Raw genomic sequence first — 15,870 nt, forward strand, 5'->3', positions numbered from 1 at the left:
CAGACGATCAAGAGGACGTCCAAGCAGAAGTCCAAACAGACGTGCAAGCATTCGAAGCCCACGCAAGCGACGCCGACCTCGACGACCTGCGCGCACGGCTGGCCTCGGCACGGTTGCCGGAAGCGGAGACCGTCCAGGGCGCAGCGCCCGGCCCGCACCGATGGGCCCAGGGTGTTCCCCTTGCCGACCTCGTGGACGTGGTGAACTACTGGCGCACCGGGTACGACTGGAGGTCGTTCGAAGCGCGCCTCAACGAGATCGGCCAGTTCCGTACGACCATCGACGGTCTCGGAATCCACTTCCTGCACCGCCGGTCCACGCGCGCGGATGCCACCCCTCTGCTCATGACACACGGCTGGCCGGACAGCGTCGCCCGGTTCATCGACGTGGTGGACGAACTGGCGGATCCGAAAGACGCGGACGCGCCCGCGTTCCACGTCGTGGTCCCGTCGCTGCCCGGCTTCGGCTACAGCGACAAGCCCGCCACCACCGGGTGGGGAACCGAGAAGATCGCGGCCGCATGGGTGGAACTGATGGGAAGGCTCGGCTACGGCACCTTCGCGGCGCACGGCGGTGACTGGGGCGGCAACATCACCACCGTTCTCGGCGGCAGGTTCCCGTCGCACGTTCTCGGCATCCACACGACGTTCGCGGAGGGGCCGCCCGGTCTGACGACGGACGGGCTGACGGCGGTCGAGCGCGAATGGGCCGAGGAGACCGCCGACTTCTGGCGCCACCGCGCGGCGTACGCCAAGCAGCAGGCGACCCGGCCGCAGACCATCGGTTACGCGCTCGTCGACTCACCGGTCGGGCTGCTCGCCTGGATCCTCGACAAGTTCGCCGAGTGGTCCGACACCGAGGACAGCCCGTTCGAGAGGATCTCCATCGACAGGGTTCTCGACGACGTCACCCTGTACTGGCTGACGCGGACGGGCGCGTCGGCGGCCCGCATCTACTACGAGAGCCACAACTCGCTCGACCCCGAACTCCGGGTCGACGTCCCGGCAGCACTCACCATGTATCCCCGCGACGTCGAGAAGTGTCCGCGCCCCTGGGCGCGGGAGCGGTACCGACAGATCGTGCGCTGGGCGACACCTGAAACCGGCGGTCATTTCCCGTCGTTGGAGGTGCCCGAGTTCTTCGTCAGGGATCTCCGAGAGGGCCTCGCTGCGGTGCTGGCCGCCGACGGCGGCCGGCACCACGCATGAGGAGTAGCCGGCACCACACGTGAGGAGGCGAGAGACACGCCCTACGAACCCGAGGCGGGCCCCACCCACTCGGCCTCGTACGCCGCGTACGTCCCGTCGTGCGTCGCCAGGTGCGTGAACTGGTCGACGTACTCCTTGAACTCCTCGTCCCCGCGCGGAGTCGCGTATGCCTTCTCGGAGAAGGTGAAGGGCTTGTCGGGGTGCAGGGAGCACAGTTCGGGGTGGATCTTGGCCTGGTAGCGGGTCTCGCTCGCGTCCGTCATCATCACGTCGGCGCGGCCCGCGATGATCTCCTTGAAGATCGTGGTGTTCTCCGGGTGCTGCTTGATCGTGGCCTGCTTGATGTTCGCGCGCGCGAACTGCTCGTTCGTGCCACCGGGGTTGACGATGACGGTGGTGCCCGGCTTGTCGATGTCCTTGAGCGTGCCCTCGCCGAACTTCTCCTTGTCGGCGCAGCGCACGATGGGCGTCTTGCCGTCCTCGCGGGTGGGCTCGCTGAAGTAGACCTGGCGGGCGCGCGGCAGGGTGATGGAGACGCCGCCGACCCCGATGTCACAGCGCCCCGCCGCGACGTCCTTGGTCAGGTTCGCCCAGGTCGTGGCCACGTACTCGGGCTTGGCTTCGAGGCTTTCCGCCAGGTCCTCGGCCATCTTGATGTCCACACCGCTGTACGTCTTGTCGGCGGGGTCGAGGTGAGTGAACGGGCGGTAGTCGCCGGTCGTGCACACCTTCAGGACCCCCGACTTCGGCACGGAGTCCAGGAGGCTGCCGTGGTGGCGGTCCTTGCCGCGCCCGGCGTCCGGGGACGCGGGCGCGGCAGCCGTGACGGCGAGCAGACAGACCAGGGCGGACAGGGTGGCGGCACGCTTCACGGGGGCTCCTCCGTACGGGTTCGCGGCTCGGAGGGATCACCTTCGCAGAAGCGTTCCCGCCGGTGAAACCCCTTCTCACCTGCCGAGCGCCCCCAGCAGAGTGGGCGTCAGGTCGGGGCCCGCCCCGTCGTCGTACGCGTCCTCGTCGAACGGGTAGAGCGGGCGCTCCACCCGATGGTGACCGAGCCGCGGCAGGTCCTGGTCGACGCCGCCCGGGGTGAGGGCGAGGAGCCAGTCGGCGGCCATGTCGTAGAGCTCGGGTTCCAGGTAGCCGATCTTGACGACCACCAGGTCGAAGGTGCGCGGGTCGATGCCGAGGCCGCCGTCCGCCGGGCCCATGAAGTCCGCGAGGGTGTGGAAGGGCTTGCGGCGCTCGACCAGGATGACGGTCACGCCACCGGTCCGTACGGCCGCCATGTCGACGCCACGGTCGTAGGCGCCGCCCTCCGCCCGGTCCTTCTGCTCGGTGGCGCGCTGCAACGCCACGACGGTGCCGGTGAGTTCGTACGGGCCGCCGTGGTTCGCGTCGACCTTGCCGCCGACGCTCAGGGTGACGTCGGCGCCCACTCCGGCCTCGAAGCAGCGGGCGACGGCCACCGGGTCGGTGATGCCGGGGTGGACGGCCGTGACCTTCCCGGAGCGGATCGCGTCGTTCTCCAGGAGCCTGCCGAGCATGTACGCCAGGTCGCCCGCGCCGCCCGCCGTCGGGTTGTCGCCGGAGTCACTGATCAGGAAGGGCCGCTTGTCCGACGCGACCGCCTTCTCGATGCACTCGTCGGCGCCGCCCGTCGGCCCGACGAAGACGAAGTCGCGGCGCGCGTCCCAGTAGCGGCGTGCGAGCTTCTCGGCCTCGGCGACGGCCAGTTGGGGGTCGTCGCCGGTGACGACGATCGCGGCCTTGCAGCGCGGCTCGTCCGCCCAGGCGTAGCCGACCCACATCGCGGCGTCGAGGATGCCGTCCAGCTGCTCGATGTCGGCGAGCGAGGCGTAGAGGGACTTGGCGGGCTCCAGGCGGGTGCTGGTCTTCTCGCCGGGCAGGAGCACCGGCACCTGGACCCAGGCGCGGTGCGGCCTGACTCCCTCGCGCAGGCAGCGTACGAGATTGCGTGCGGCGCGCTCGCGGGTCTCCCAGGCGTCCTCGTGCGGGGCCAGGCGGTGCGCGGTGAGCAGGTCGACGGGCTCGGCGAACCGGCGTGAGACGTTGCCGTGCAGGTCCATGGCGGTCGAGATCATGGGGCGGCCGCCGTCGGGGGTGCCGACGGCGTCGAGGGCGGCGCGGACCGCTTCGGTCAGGTCGGCTTCGGCGTCGGTCAGGCCGATGACGCTCATCGCGCCGTGGATGTCGTACACCAGGCCGTCCAGGGGGCCCGCTGCCCTTATGCGCGTGACCAGTTCGTCCTTGAGGGTCAGGTACGACTGGGCCTCGACCGGGCCGCCGGGCAGCGAGGTCGCGTGCAGGAGCGGCACCCATTCGACCGTGTACGCGAGGTCCGCGTCCGGCCGGGTCCAGGTGTAGCGGTCCAGGAGGTCCTGGCCGCGGGTCTGGCGGAAGTCGTCCGTGGTGGAGCGGTGCGGGCAGAAGGTGGAGGACTCGATGCCGATGCCGCCGATGCCGATACGGAGACGACGCTGGTTCGTCGCGGGGGTGGTCATGCCTGGGCGCTCTCTTCCTGGGACGACGGGTCCTGGGGTGCCGGGGTGATCGGGAGGTTCTGACGCAGGGCGGTGAGTCCGGCGCCGAGGAGGCCGGCGTCGCGCCCCGTCACGGTGGTGGTGATCTCCAGGTCCGCGGTGGCCAGGGGCAGGCAGCGCTCGTAGAGGACACCGCGTACGGCGGCGACGAGTGGTTCGGCGGTGGCGAGTACGCCGCCGAGGGCGACGGCCTGGGGGTTGAAGAAGTTCACGACGACGGACAGGACCGTGCCGATGTGCCGTCCCGCGGTGCGCACGAGGGTGGTGGCCCGCGGGTCGCCGTCGGCGACCAGGCGCAGAAGGTCGGTGGTGTCCTCCACCTCGACGCCCTGTTCGGCGAGTTCGCGGATGAGGGCGGCGCCGCTCGCCACGGTCTCCAGGCAGCCGATGTTGCCGCAGCTGCACGGACGGTCGCCCGCCGCCTCGATGCGCACGTGACTGATGTCGCCCGCGGAGCCGCCCGCGCCGTCGTGCGGGCGGCCGGCCACGATGACGCCACTGCCGATGCCGCGGCCCGCCTTGACGACGACCAGGTGGTCGAGTCCGGGGCGCGCGGTGCGGTGTTCGCCGACGGCCATCATCGTGGCGTCGTTGTCGACGGTGACGGGCATGCCGAGGCGTTCGGCGAGGACGTCGCGCAGTGGGTAGCGGTGCCAGCCTGGCATGCGGGACGGGCTCATGACACGGCCCTGACCGGGCTGCACCGGGCCGGGGAAGGCCACCCCGAGTGCCCGGATGGTGCGGCCCGACTCCCGCTGCCGGGCGCCCAGTTCGGCGACCTGGCCGCAGAGCCAGTCGACGGCGGACTCGGGCCCCGCGGTGATGTCGTGCGGCAGGTCGACGGCGTCGAGGACCGTGCCACCGAGGTCGACGACGCCGATGCGGGCGTGGTGGCTGCCGAGGTCGGCGGCGAGGGCGACGCCGCCCTGCGCGTGGACGCGGAGCAGCCGGGGGCGGCGGCCACCGCGCGAGGCTCCCTCGCCGGATTCGGTGAGCACGCCGGCGGTGACGAGTTCCTGCACGCGCAGCGACACGGTGGAGGGGGCGAGCCCCAGTTCGCGTACCAGATCGGACCGGGAGGAGGCGGCGCCCGAGGAGACCAGGTGCAGGATGTGCTGCGCCGACCCCGGTTCGCCGTGCGGTGTTCCGGCCATGGCGCCCCCAGTTGCTTCGATCAGTTCTTTCGACATCGGGACGAACACTAAGTCTCTTCGAAGCAAGTTGGCCAGAGTCTCCCGACTTTGGGACTTCTTGCCGAATGAAGCTATTGACTTGGTTTTCTCGTGCGGCCTAGCGTTCGGGCGCCGCCTCGTCGTTCTCCGGTGCGGGGCCGGCCTCGTACCCCCTTGGAGGCCCATCGCCATGCGCTCACTCAGGTCCGCGGCGGCAGCGCTGCTCGTCCTCGCGGCGGCGCTCACGGGCTGCACGCAGGAGGGCGGCCGCGTCGACATGGGTCCCACCGGCGGCACCCCGGTCGAGGGCGGCACCGTGACGATGGCGCTGCCGCCCGCCGCGACGCCGAACTGGATCTTCCCGATCGGAGCCCCCGGTTACGGAGCCTCGTACAACAACGGGATCTACTCGCTGCTCTTCATGCCGGTGTACGACGCCGTGCAGGAGAAGGGCGCGCTGACCACGCACGGCCCGAGCACCCTCGGCCTGAAGCCGAAGTTCAGCGACGGCAACAAGACCGTCACCATGCCGCTGCGCGAGGGCGTCAAGTGGTCCGACGGAAAGCCGGTCACCTCGCGCGACCTCGAGTTCTGGTTCAACCTCGTCAAGGCCAACAAGACGAGCTGGGGCAACTACTCGGTCGGCACGATGCCCGACAACGTCAAGCGGTTCGAGACCGTCGACGACCACACGGTGCGTCTGCACCTGAGCCGCGCGTACAACCCCGACTGGTTCACCGCCAACCAGCTCACCCTGCTGCGTGCCATGCCCCAGCACGCCTGGGACGCCAAGACGGACGGCGGCGAGATCGGCGACTGGGACCGCACGAAGGGTGGCGCCAAGGCCGTGTTCGCGCGGCTCACCCGGCACGCCAAGAGCCTTGGCTCGTACGGCTCCGACCCGCTCTGGAAGACGGTCAACGGCCCCTGGAAGCTGGCGGGCTGGCGCGACAGCGGCCAGGTCACCATCGTCCCGAACGAGAAGTACACCGGCCCGACGTCGCAGCGCCCGCACCTCGACAAGGTCGTCTTCAAGCCCTTCACCACGGCCGACTCCGAGTACAACGTGCTGCGTTCGGGCGGCGTCGACTACGGCTACATCCCTCCGTCGGTGATGGCACAGAAGGAGAAGTTCGAGGAGAAGGGCTACCGCACCGACCCCTGGGAGGGCTGGGCGGCGACGTACATCGTCTACAACTTCAACTCCACGCACGCGGGCCCGATGATGGACCAGCTCTACATCCGCCAGGCGATGCAGCATCTCGTCGACCAGAAGGCGATGAGCGACGTCATCTGGCAGGGCAGCGCCACGCCGACGCTCGGTCCGGTGCCGGTGACGCCGAAGAGCCAGTACCTGTCCAGGGCGATGGAGAAGAACCAGTACCCCTTCGACGTGCGGAAGGCCCGGCGGCTCCTCACCGAGCACGGCTGGGAGACGGTGGACGGCACCGCCCGCTGCGTACGCCCCGGAACGGGCGCCGACGAGTGCGGCAAGGGCATCGCGAACAACGCGCCGCTCGAACTCACCCTGCTCTCCCAGTCCGGCTCCACCGAGACCACGAACATGATGCAGGAGCTCAAGTCCTCGCTCTCCAAGGGCGGGATCGACCTCACCGTGCGCCAGCAGCCGCTGAACTCGGTTCTCGGCAACTCCGTTCCCTGCAAGGCCGAGGACCCAGGCTGCGACTGGGACATGTCGTTCTTCGGCACGGCCGGCAGCTGGTACTACCCGCTCAACCCGAGCGGTGAGCAGCTCTTCTCCACCGGGGCCTCGGCCAACTTCGGCAACTACAGCGACAAGAAGGCCGACCGGATCATCCGCGGCGTGCAGTACTCCCCCGACATGAAGGCCGTGCACGAGTACGGCGAGTACCTGGCGGAGCAGCTGCCGGTGATGTGGATGCCCAACCCCGCCTACCAAGTCTCCGTGATCCGCAACGACTTGCGGGGCGTCAGCCAGAACCCGACGGTCACCTTCGCGCCGCAGGACTGGTACTACGTCAAGAAGAAGGGAGCCGACAAGTGACCGGCTTTCTGGTCAAGCGCTTCCTTCAGGCGCTGGTCGTGCTGTTCCTGGTCTCGATCATCGTCTTCACGCTGCTCCACATGCTGCCCGGCGGCCCCGCGCGCGCCATCCTCGGCCCGAAGGGCACGCCGCAGCAGATCGAGGCCTTCAACCACCAGCAGGGCTACGACCGTTCACTTCCCGCGCAGTATGTGATGTACCTGAAGCGGCTGTTCACCGGCGACCTCGGCGAGTCGTTCAAGCTCAACTCTCCGGTCTTCGACCTTCTCAAGCAGCGTCTGCCGAAGACCCTGCTCCTGACGGTGCTCTCCACCACGCTCGCCGTCGTCATCGCGGTCCCGCTCGGCCTGCTCCAGGCCGTGCGGCGCGGCAAGGCGTCGGACTACGCCCTCACCGGGCTCGCCTTCCTCCTCTACGCGACGCCGGTGTTCTTCCTCGGCCTCATCATGATCATTCTGTTCGCCCAGGTGCTGCCGGTCCTCCCGGCGGAGGCGCCACAGGGCGAGAGCGTCGGTGAACTGCTCGGCGACTTCACGGGGTTGGTGCTTCCGGTCGTCACCATGGCGTTCGGCATCGTGGCGATGTTCAGCCGCTACATGCGCTCGGCGGTCCTGGACAACCTCACCGAGGAATACGTCCGTACGGCGATGGCCAAGGGCCAGTCGAGCCGCCGGATCATGGTCCGGCACGTCCTGCGCAACGCGCTGATCCCCCTCGCGACGCTGCTCGGTCTGTATCTGCCGACGCTCTTCAGCGGCGCTCTCGTCGTCGAGTCGATGTTCAACTACCCCGGTATGGGTCTGCTGTTCTGGAACGCGGCGCAGGGCTCGGACTTCCCGGTGCTGCTCGGCGTGACGCTCGTCGTCGGCGTCGCCACCGTCGTCGGATCGCTGCTCACCGACATCCTGTACGCCGTCCTCGACCCCCGGATCCGGAGCGTGGCATGAGTACCGCGACCGCAGACGTCACCCCCGGGGCAGCCCCGGGGAACGAGGCCGCGGCGCAGGCCACGCCCTCGCTCGCCCGCCGCACGCTCCAGGTCTTCACCGGCAACAAGCTCGCCCTGACGGGCGTGGTGGTCCTGGTCCTGCTCCTGGCCTTCAGCTACCTCGGCCCGCTCGTGTACTCCACCGAGCAGACGCACACCGACCTGTCCCAGGCGAACCTCGCGCCGGGCAGCTCCGGCCATCTTCTGGGCACCACCGACCTCGGTTACGACATGGTCGGGCGGCTCATGGTCGCCGGGCAGACGTCGCTCGAGATCGGCCTGGCGGCGGGCCTGTTGGCGACGCTCTTCGGGACCGTGTACGGCGCCGTGGCGGGGTACTTCGGCGGCTGGGTCGACGCGGCCATGATGCGGATCACGGACGCGGCGCTCGCGATCCCGGCGATGTTCCTGCTCGTCGTGGTCGCCGCGATCATCACGCCCAGCAAGGGCGTCCTCATCGTCATCATCGCGTCGGTCGCCTGGCTCTCCCCCGCCCGCCTGGTGCGCGGCGAGGCGCTCTCGCTGCGCGACCGCGAGTACGTACAGGCGATGCGGATGATGGGCGGCGGCGGCGCGCGGGCCGTCTTCAAGCACATCGCGCCGAACGCGATCGGCACGGTCATCGTCAACTGCACCTTCCAGATCGCCGACGCCATCCTCTACGTCAGCTATCTCGCCTTCCTGGGGCTGAGCATCCCGCCGCCGTCGGCCGACTGGGGCTCGATGCTCTCGGCCGGCATCACCTACACCCAGAACGGCTACTGGTGGCTGATCTTCCCGCCGGGCATCGCGATCGTCCTGGTCGTCGCCGCGTTCAACTTCATCGGCGACGGGCTGCGGGACGCGTTCGAAGTACGGCTGCGGAAGTAAGGGAGAAGCGACACATGACCGAGCCTCTGCTCAAGACCGACCCGCCGCGCGACACCGGCCCGTTGCTCAAAATCGAGGACCTTCGCGTCGACATCACCTCGCGCGAGCGCACCGTCCACGCCCTCGACGGGATCTCCCTCGAACTCGCCCCGGGCGAGGCCCTGGGCATCGTGGGCGAGTCCGGCTGCGGCAAGACGATGACCGCGCTCAGCGTCCTCGGGCTCCTGCCGCCCGGCGGTGAGGTCACCGGCGGACGCGTCCTGTTCGACGGCCGGGATCTGGCCGCCGCACCGGCGCCGGTCCTCCAGGACGTACGGGGCAACACCATCGGCATGGTCTTCCAGGACCCGCTCACCTCGCTCAACCCGACCATGACGATCGGCGCACAGGTGGCCGAGCCGCTCGTCCTGCACCGCCCGGAGCTGAGCAGGAAGGAGGCGTGGGCGCGGGCCCAGGAGATGCTGCGCCTGGTCGGCATGCCGCAGCCCGCCGAGCGCATGAAGGCGTACCCGCACCAGCTGTCGGGCGGCATGCGCCAGCGCGTGGCGATCGCCATGGCCCTGGTCTGCGAGCCGAAGCTGCTCATCGCGGACGAGCCGACCACCGCCCTCGACGTGACGACGCAGGCCCAGATCCTGGAGCTGATCGACGGCCTGCGCGAGCGGCTCGGCATGGCGATGATCCTGGTCACGCACGACCTGGGCGTCATCGCGAGCCGGGTCGACCGGGTCGCGGTGATGTACGCGGGCACAATCGCCGAACAGGCCGACGTACGCGACCTGTTCGCGAGACCCCGGCACCGCTACACGGAGGCGCTCTTCGCCTCGCTTCCCGAGCGCGCCGCGGACACCGGCTCCGCGCTGCACACGATCCCGGGCCTTCCCCCGAACCTGGCGCTGCGCCCCACCGGGTGCCGCTTCGCGCCGCGCTGCACTTTCGCGACGGACGAGTGCCGGGAGCGGGAGCCGCAGCTCATGGACGACGAACTGCGGGGCGGGGAGCACCGGTTCGCCTGTTTCCATCCGGTGCCGGACAACGCGTCGCAGGAGGATGTCGTGGTCCCGCCGACCGTGCCCGCGCCGCGCGTCTCCGATGACACACTCCTCGAACTCGGCGCTCTGGTGAAGGAGTTCCCCCTCAAGGGCGGCGCCTTCTCACGCAGCCGGGGCACGGTGAGCGCGGTCGGCGGGGTGTCCCTGGAGATCCGCAAGGGCGAGACGTTCGGCATGGTCGGCGAGTCCGGGTGCGGCAAGACCACGCTCGGCCGGATCGTCGCAGGCCTGGAGGAGCCGACGGCCGGGCACGTGCGCTTCGAGGGTCACGACCCGGCGCGGATGTCGCGGGCCGAGCGGCGGGCGCACCGACGGCGTGTGCAGCTGATGTTCCAGGACTCCACGGCCGCCATGGACCCACGGATGCGGGTGGGCGAGATCCTGCGGGAGCCCCTGGTCATCCAGGGCGTCGGCACGCGCGCCGAACAGGAGAAGCTGACCGCCGAACTCCTGGACGCGGTCGGCCTGCCGCGCGGCGCCGTGCACCGCTACCCGCACGAGTTCTCCGGCGGGCAGCGTCAACGCCTCGGTCTTGCACGGGCGTTGACCCTCTCCCCCGATCTGGTGGTCGCGGACGAGCCGGTCTCCGCGCTCGACGTCTCCGTCCAGGCGCAGATCCTGAACCTGATGCGGGAGCTCCAGCGGGAGCGCGGCCTGACGTATCTGTTCATCTCGCACGATCTGGCGGTGGTGCGCCACCTCGCGGACACGGTCGGCGTGATGTACCTGGGCAAGCTGGTCGAGTCGGGCCCTGCCGAGCAGGTGTACGGCCGGCCACTGCATCCCTACACGCGGGGACTGCTCGACACGGTCAACCTGCCGGACCCGGAGGCGGCGCAGGGCCAGGGACGCACCCCCTTGGAGGGCGAGACACCGTCGGCCGCGAAGCCGCCGTCCGGCTGCCGCTTCCGTACGCGATGCCCGCTGGCCCAGGAGGTCTGCGCCACCACGGAGCCACCGGTGTCCACCCCGGGCAGCGCGGGACACCAAGTCGCGTGCCACTTCCCCCTGTCCGCGCCTCGACTGACGTCGGCTGTGTGAGAGTCGGCAGTGTGAAACTCGCGGATGCACTGACCAGCCGCCCGCTCGTGCTCGACGGCGGCCTCTCCAACCAGCTGGAGGCCGCCGGGCACGACCTGAGCGACGCCCTGTGGTCGGCGAGGCTGCTGGCCGACCGGCCCGAGGCCATCGCCGCGGCGCACCGGGCGTACTACGAGGCAGGCGCGGACATCGCCACCACGGCGAGCTATCAGGCGACGTTCGAGGGCTTCGCGAAGCATGGCATCGACGCGGTCAGCACCGCCGAACTGCTGCGCCTGAGCGTGGAGTTGGCACGCGACGCGGGAGCGGACGCCGACCGTGACGTGTGGGTGGCCGCGTCTGCGGGGCCGTACGGCGCGATGCTCGCGGACGGCTCCGAATACCGGGGCGGGTACGGCCTGACGGTGGCCGAGCTCGAACGCTTCCACCGCCCGCGCCTGGAGGTCCTCGCGGACGCGGAGCCGGATGTCCTCGCCCTGGAGACGGTCCCGGACACGGACGAGGCGCGGGCCCTGCTGCGGGCGGTGCGCGGCCTGGGGGTGCCCGCCTGGCTCTCGTACACCGTCTCCGGCGGCTACACACGTGCGGGCCAGCCCCTCGCGGAGGCCTTCGCGCTGGCCGCCGACGCCGACGAGATCCTCGCGGTCGGCGTCAACTGCTGCGATCCGCAGGACGCGGACGCGGCGGTGCGCCTCGCCGCGCGGATCACGGGCAAGCCGGTGGTGGTGTACCCGAACAGCGGTGAGACGTGGGACGCGGCCGCCCGGACGTGGCGGGGCCCCGCCCACTTCACCGCGGGCCGGGTCGCTGCCTTGCGGGAGGCGGGGGCGCGGCTGATCGGGGGATGCTGCCGCGTCGGGCCGGAAGCGATCGCGCGGGTGGCCGCGGAGCTGTCCGGCACGGACCGGCCCTGACGCCCCACCGGGCGGGCGACACCTCCGCCACACCCGCGCCGACCTGCGACGACGCCCTGCCCGGGGGTGACTGTCAGTGCCGAGGTGCAGACTGAGCCATACCTGAGACAACGACGTCCCGGAGGTGGCCACGATGGCCGAGCTCATCCTGACCGTAGGCACCCGCAAGGGCCTCTTCATCGGCCGCAAGCGCGGCGGCACGAGCACCTGGCAGTTCGACGACACTCCGTACTTCAACGCGCAGGCCATCTACTCGGTGGCCATCGACACCCGTGGTGATTCCCCGCGCCTCCTGGTGGGCGGCGACAGTTCCCATTTCGGCCCGTCCGTCTTCCACTCCGACGACCTCGGCAGGACCTGGACCGAACCACCCAAGGCTCCGGTCAAGTTCCCCAAGGACACCGAGGCTTCCCTGGAGCGGGTCTGGCAACTGCACCCGGCAGCCGCCGAGCCGGACGTGGTGTACGCGGGCACGGAACCGGCCGCTCTGTACAAGTCGCGGGACCGGGGCGAGACCTTCGAGCTCGTGCGCCCTCTGTGGGAGCACCCCACGCGTGACAAGTGGGTGCCGGGCGGTGGCGGTGAAGGCCTGCACACCGTTCTGACCGACCCCCGGGACCCGGACGCGGTGACGGTGGCCGTCTCCACCGCGGGAGTGTTCCGCACCGTGGACGGCGGCAAGAGCTGGGCCCCGGCGAACAACGGCGTCTCGGCGGTCTTCCTGCCCGACCCGAACCCGGAGTTCGGCCAGTGCGTGCACAAGGTCGCGCGGGACGCCGTCGACCCGGACCGGCTCTATCTGCAGAACCACTGGGGTGTGTTCCGCAGCGACGACGCGGGCGCGCACTGGACGGACATCGGCGAGGGCCTGCCCTCGGACTTCGGGTTCGCCGCCGTCGCCCACCCGCACCGCGCGGACACGGCGTACGTCTTCCCGATCAACGCCGACATGGACCGCGTCCCCGCCGACCACCGATGTCGCGTCTACCGCACGGCCGACGCGGGCAAGAGCTGGGAGCCGCTCAGCGCGGGCCTCCCGACGGGCGACCACTACGGCACGGTGCTGCGCGACGCGATGTGCAGCGACGGCCAGGACCCGGCAGGCATCTACTTCGGCAACCGCAACGGCGAGGTGTACGCCTCGGCGGACGACGGGGACAGCTGGCGGGAGTTGGCCTCCCACCTGCCCGACGTACTGTGCGTCAGGGCGGCGGCCATCGGTTGATCGACGCCCCCTGTACGGCAGTAGGGTGACGCCGTGGCACCACGACCCTTGCATGAAATCGTCGAAGCGGGCTGGGCGAAGGCCCTCGAACCCGTCGCCGGGAAGATCACCGAGATGGGAGGCTTCCTGCGCTCGGAGATCGCCGCGGGACGCGCCTACCTCCCGTCCGGGCCGAACGTTTTGCGCGCGTTCCAGCAGCCCTTCGACGAGGTGCGGGTGCTGATCGTCGGCCAGGATCCCTACCCCACCCCGGGGCACGCGGTGGGTCTGTCGTTCTCGGTCGCGCCCGAGGTGCGCCCGCTGCCCGGCAGCCTCATCAACATCTACCGCGAGCTGGGCTCCGACCTGGGGCTCCCGCAGCCGTCGAGCGGTGACCTCACGCCGTGGACGCAGCAGGGCGTCCTGCTGCTCAACAAGGCGCTCACCACTGCCCCGGGGCGTCCTGCCGCGCACCGGGGCAAGGGCTGGGAAGAGGTCACCGAGCAGGCCATCAAGGCGCTCGCGGCACGCGGGCGGCCCCTGGTCTCCATCCTGTGGGGGCGTGACGCGCGCAATCTGCGGCCGCTGCTCGGCCCGCTGCCCTCGGTCGAGTCCTCGCACCCGTCGCCCATGTCGGCGGACCGCGGCTTCTTCGGCTCGCGGCCCTTCAGCCGGGCCAACGACCTGCTGGTCCAGCAGGGCGGGCAGCCGGTGGACTGGCGGCTTCCGTGACGGACGCCCCGTGTTTCCTCGGGGTCGACTCGGGCGGCTCCGGGATGCGGGTCGCCATCGGCGGCCTCGGCGGCGGCGCGGACAGCCGGCTCTCGGTGAGCTCGAAGGAGCCGGTGCGTACGGGGGCGCGCGGCATCGACGCCGCGCACTTCACGGAGCAACTGCTGCCCATGGCACGGGAGTTGCTGGCGCGGGCGGGCGGCGCGGGGCGGCTGGCCACCGTCTCCGTCGGCGCGGCGGGCATGGCGACCCTCGGTGACGACCTGCGCGACCGGCTGCCGGCCGCGCTCCACGAGGCTCTGGGCGTACGGCGCCTCGCGCTCGCCGCGGACGCCGTCACCGCGTACGTGGGCGCGCTCGGCGTCCGCCCCGGCGCGGTCGTCGCCGCGGGCACCGGCATGATCGCGATCGGCACGGACCTGACCGCCTGGCACCGCGCCGATGGCTGGGGGCATCTCCTGGGCGACAGCGGTGGTGGCGCGTGGATCGGCCGCGCGGGCCTCGATGCGGCGATGCGGGCGTTCGACGGCAGGCACGGCGGCTCGAAGGCGCTGCTCGCCCGCGCCGAAGAGCTCTTCGGCCCCGCGCAGGAGCTCCCCGGGCAGCTCTATCCCCGTACGGACCGGCCCGCGATGCTCGCCTCGTTCGCGCCCGAAGTGGCACGCTGCGCCCCCGATGACCCGGTGGCCGACGCGATCCTGCGGGACGCGGCCCGGCACATCGTCGAAGCCGCGGCGGCGGTCTGCCCGGCCCCCGACGCGACGAGCCAGGGCGAGCGGCCCGAAGCCGCCCTGACCGGGGGCCTGTTCAAGATGGGCGAGGCGCTACTGCGTCCGGTGCGCGCGGAGCTGGCGGAACACCTGCCGCACGTGCGCCTGGCGACCGCCGCCGGTGACCCGCTGGACGGCGCCGTGCGCATCGCCGCCGACATCGCCTCGGACCGGCTGCGGCTGCCGCTCGACCCGCGCATGCTCACCGTGCACCTTCGGGACGGCAGTTGACCACACCGGAATATGACAGTCGAGCTTTACGTAACTCATAAGACAAAACTGGACTTATACCGCCCACCTGCACCCTCCCCGAACAGCGAAGCCTCCCGGACCAGTAGCATGCGGGGCCATGAGCTCCCCCACCGGGCCCGCATCAGGCCTGCCCGTACGAATGCCGCGACCCCGCCAGCCCGGTCGGCACCGCCGCCCGGAGCCCGTGGCGGCTCCCGAGAACGCGCCCGCGCTCGTTCTCGCCGTACCGGGCGTACCCAGCAGCGCCACGCGCAGCCTCGCCGAAGAGGTCGTGAGCATCGCCCGCTCCGAGCTGCCCGGCCTCGACGCCCGCATCGGGTACCTCGACGGGACCGAGGACGCCACGACCACCTCGTTCCCGGAGTTCCCCTCGCTGCACTCCGTGCTCGCGCGCGCCGCCACCGAGCGCACCGCGCGTTTCGAGCAGGCGCGCGCCGCGGGGGCGGACGTCGCCGAGCCGGACGGCCCTGTCGCCGTCGTGGTGCCCCTCCTCGCGGGCCCCGACAACGCGCTGATGCGGCGCGTGCGTCAGGCCGTGATGGACAGCCGCGCTCCCGCCGAGCTGACCGACGTCCTCGGCCCGCACCCGCTGCTCGCCGAGGGGCTGCACGTCCGCCTTTCGGAGGCCGGTCTGGCCCGCGCCGACCGCGCACGCCTGTTCACGGTGGCCACCGCGGCAGACGGCATCGTCCTCGCCACGGTCGGCGGCGAGGAGGCCGTGCAGGCCGCCGGGATCACCGGCATGCTGCTCGCGGCCCGCCTCGCGGTGCCGGTGATGGCCGCCGCGCTCGACCAGGACGGTGCCATCGCGAACACCGCCGACGAGCTGCGCGGATCGGGTTCCACGCAGCTGGCGCTCGCCCCGTACCTGATCGGTCCCGAGATCGACGGCAGCCTGCTCGACGCCGCCGCCAAGGAGGCCGGCTGCTCGGTCGCGGAGTCGCTCGGCGCCTACCCCGCGATCGGCAAGCTCGCCCTGTCCCAGTACACGTCGGCGCTCGGGATCGCCCCGCAGCAGCCGTCGGGCGCGCCGGTCCACTGACCGCGCCGCGCCGGCAGACCTGATGCCGTCACGCC

The 15,870-nt window shown here is 71.1% G+C and carries 13 protein-coding genes; 10 read left to right on the forward strand and 3 right to left on the reverse strand.

Going from position 1 to position 15,870, the window contains the following annotated elements:
• The first annotated feature begins 41 nt into the window (after positions 1–41).
• Entirely contained in the window at positions 42–1,208 is a 1,167-nt protein-coding gene (locus tag ABXJ52_RS04655; protein ID WP_367039411.1) for an epoxide hydrolase family protein, read from the forward strand.
• Positions 1,209–1,249: 41 nt separating this feature from the next.
• Here ABXJ52_RS04655 and ABXJ52_RS04660 read toward each other — a convergent pair whose 3' ends face one another.
• The 3 genes from ABXJ52_RS04660 to ABXJ52_RS04670 form a co-directional block, all read right to left on the reverse strand.
• Entirely contained in the window at positions 1,250–2,080 is an 831-nt protein-coding gene (locus ABXJ52_RS04660) for a transporter substrate-binding domain-containing protein (RefSeq protein WP_367039413.1), read from the reverse strand.
• A 75-nt stretch (positions 2,081–2,155) separates the two neighbouring features.
• Positions 2,156–3,733 carry a M81 family metallopeptidase gene (locus ABXJ52_RS04665; RefSeq protein ID WP_367039414.1) on the reverse strand — a complete coding sequence of 526 codons (1,578 nt, stop codon included), beginning with the start codon at positions 3,731–3,733 and terminating at the stop codon, positions 2,156–2,158.
• Complete coding sequence (locus ABXJ52_RS04670; protein ID WP_367039415.1) at positions 3,730–4,962, reverse strand: ROK family transcriptional regulator; 1,233 nt, start codon at positions 4,960–4,962, stop codon at positions 3,730–3,732. The genes ABXJ52_RS04665 and ABXJ52_RS04670 overlap by 4 nt, the downstream gene beginning before the upstream one ends.
• A gap of 172 nt (positions 4,963–5,134) precedes the next feature.
• Here ABXJ52_RS04670 and ABXJ52_RS04675 point away from each other — a divergent pair, with 172 nt between their 5' ends.
• From ABXJ52_RS04675 to ABXJ52_RS04715, 9 genes are all read left to right on the forward strand, one after another.
• On the forward strand, positions 5,135–6,970 hold the full coding sequence (locus ABXJ52_RS04675; protein ID WP_367039417.1) for a peptide ABC transporter substrate-binding protein: 1,836 nt from the start codon (positions 5,135–5,137) through the stop codon (positions 6,968–6,970).
• Positions 6,967–7,917 carry an ABC transporter permease gene (locus ABXJ52_RS04680; protein ID WP_367039418.1) on the forward strand — a complete coding sequence of 317 codons (951 nt, stop codon included), beginning with the start codon at positions 6,967–6,969 and terminating at the stop codon, positions 7,915–7,917. Before ABXJ52_RS04675 ends, ABXJ52_RS04680 begins: the two co-directional genes overlap by 4 nt.
• Positions 7,914–8,828 (forward strand): ABC transporter permease, encoded by a 915-nt coding sequence (locus tag ABXJ52_RS04685; protein WP_367039420.1) that lies wholly within the window; start codon positions 7,914–7,916, stop codon positions 8,826–8,828. Before ABXJ52_RS04680 ends, ABXJ52_RS04685 begins: the two co-directional genes overlap by 4 nt.
• Positions 8,829–8,842: 14 nt before the next feature.
• The gene (locus tag ABXJ52_RS04690; RefSeq protein ID WP_367039422.1) at positions 8,843–10,921 is read left to right on the forward strand and encodes an ABC transporter ATP-binding protein; all 2,079 of its coding nucleotides are present in this window, start codon (positions 8,843–8,845) and stop codon (positions 10,919–10,921) included.
• 11 nt (positions 10,922–10,932) lie between these two features.
• Positions 10,933–11,835, forward strand: coding sequence for a homocysteine S-methyltransferase (gene mmuM, locus ABXJ52_RS04695; protein ID WP_367039424.1), 903 nt, complete (start codon positions 10,933–10,935; stop codon positions 11,833–11,835).
• 133 nt (positions 11,836–11,968) lie between these two features.
• A complete protein-coding gene (locus ABXJ52_RS04700) occupies positions 11,969–13,060 on the forward strand; it encodes an exo-alpha-sialidase (protein ID WP_367039425.1) in 1,092 nt (363 codons plus the stop codon).
• Between the two features lie 33 nt (positions 13,061–13,093).
• Entirely contained in the window at positions 13,094–13,771 is a 678-nt protein-coding gene (locus ABXJ52_RS04705) for a uracil-DNA glycosylase (RefSeq protein WP_367039427.1), read from the forward strand.
• Complete coding sequence (locus ABXJ52_RS04710; protein ID WP_367039428.1) at positions 13,768–14,772, forward strand: BadF/BadG/BcrA/BcrD ATPase family protein; 1,005 nt, start codon at positions 13,768–13,770, stop codon at positions 14,770–14,772. Before ABXJ52_RS04705 ends, ABXJ52_RS04710 begins: the two co-directional genes overlap by 4 nt.
• 118 nt (positions 14,773–14,890) lie before the next feature.
• A complete protein-coding gene (locus tag ABXJ52_RS04715; RefSeq protein WP_367039429.1) occupies positions 14,891–15,835 on the forward strand; it encodes a hypothetical protein in 945 nt (314 codons plus the stop codon).
• Positions 15,836–15,870 lie beyond the last annotated feature (35 nt).

It is taken from the genome of Streptomyces sp. Je 1-332, assembly GCF_040730185.1.
GTDB lineage: Bacteria > Actinomycetota > Actinomycetes > Streptomycetales > Streptomycetaceae > Streptomyces.

Coding starts and splice junctions, on each gene's coding strand:
- ABXJ52_RS04700 (WP_367039425.1), top strand. CDS start 11,969: ATGGCCGAGCTCATCCTGACCGTAGGCACCCGCAAGGGCCTCTTCATC.
- ABXJ52_RS04670 (WP_367039415.1), bottom strand. CDS start 4,962: ATGTCGAAAGAACTGATCGAAGCAACTGGGGGCGCCATGGCCGGAACA.
- ABXJ52_RS04715 (WP_367039429.1), top strand. CDS start 14,891: ATGAGCTCCCCCACCGGGCCCGCATCAGGCCTGCCCGTACGAATGCCG.
- ABXJ52_RS04675 (WP_367039417.1), top strand. CDS start 5,135: ATGCGCTCACTCAGGTCCGCGGCGGCAGCGCTGCTCGTCCTCGCGGCG.
- ABXJ52_RS04665 (WP_367039414.1), bottom strand. CDS start 3,733: ATGACCACCCCCGCGACGAACCAGCGTCGTCTCCGTATCGGCATCGGC.
- ABXJ52_RS04690 (WP_367039422.1), top strand. CDS start 8,843: ATGACCGAGCCTCTGCTCAAGACCGACCCGCCGCGCGACACCGGCCCG.
- ABXJ52_RS04685 (WP_367039420.1), top strand. CDS start 7,914: ATGAGTACCGCGACCGCAGACGTCACCCCCGGGGCAGCCCCGGGGAAC.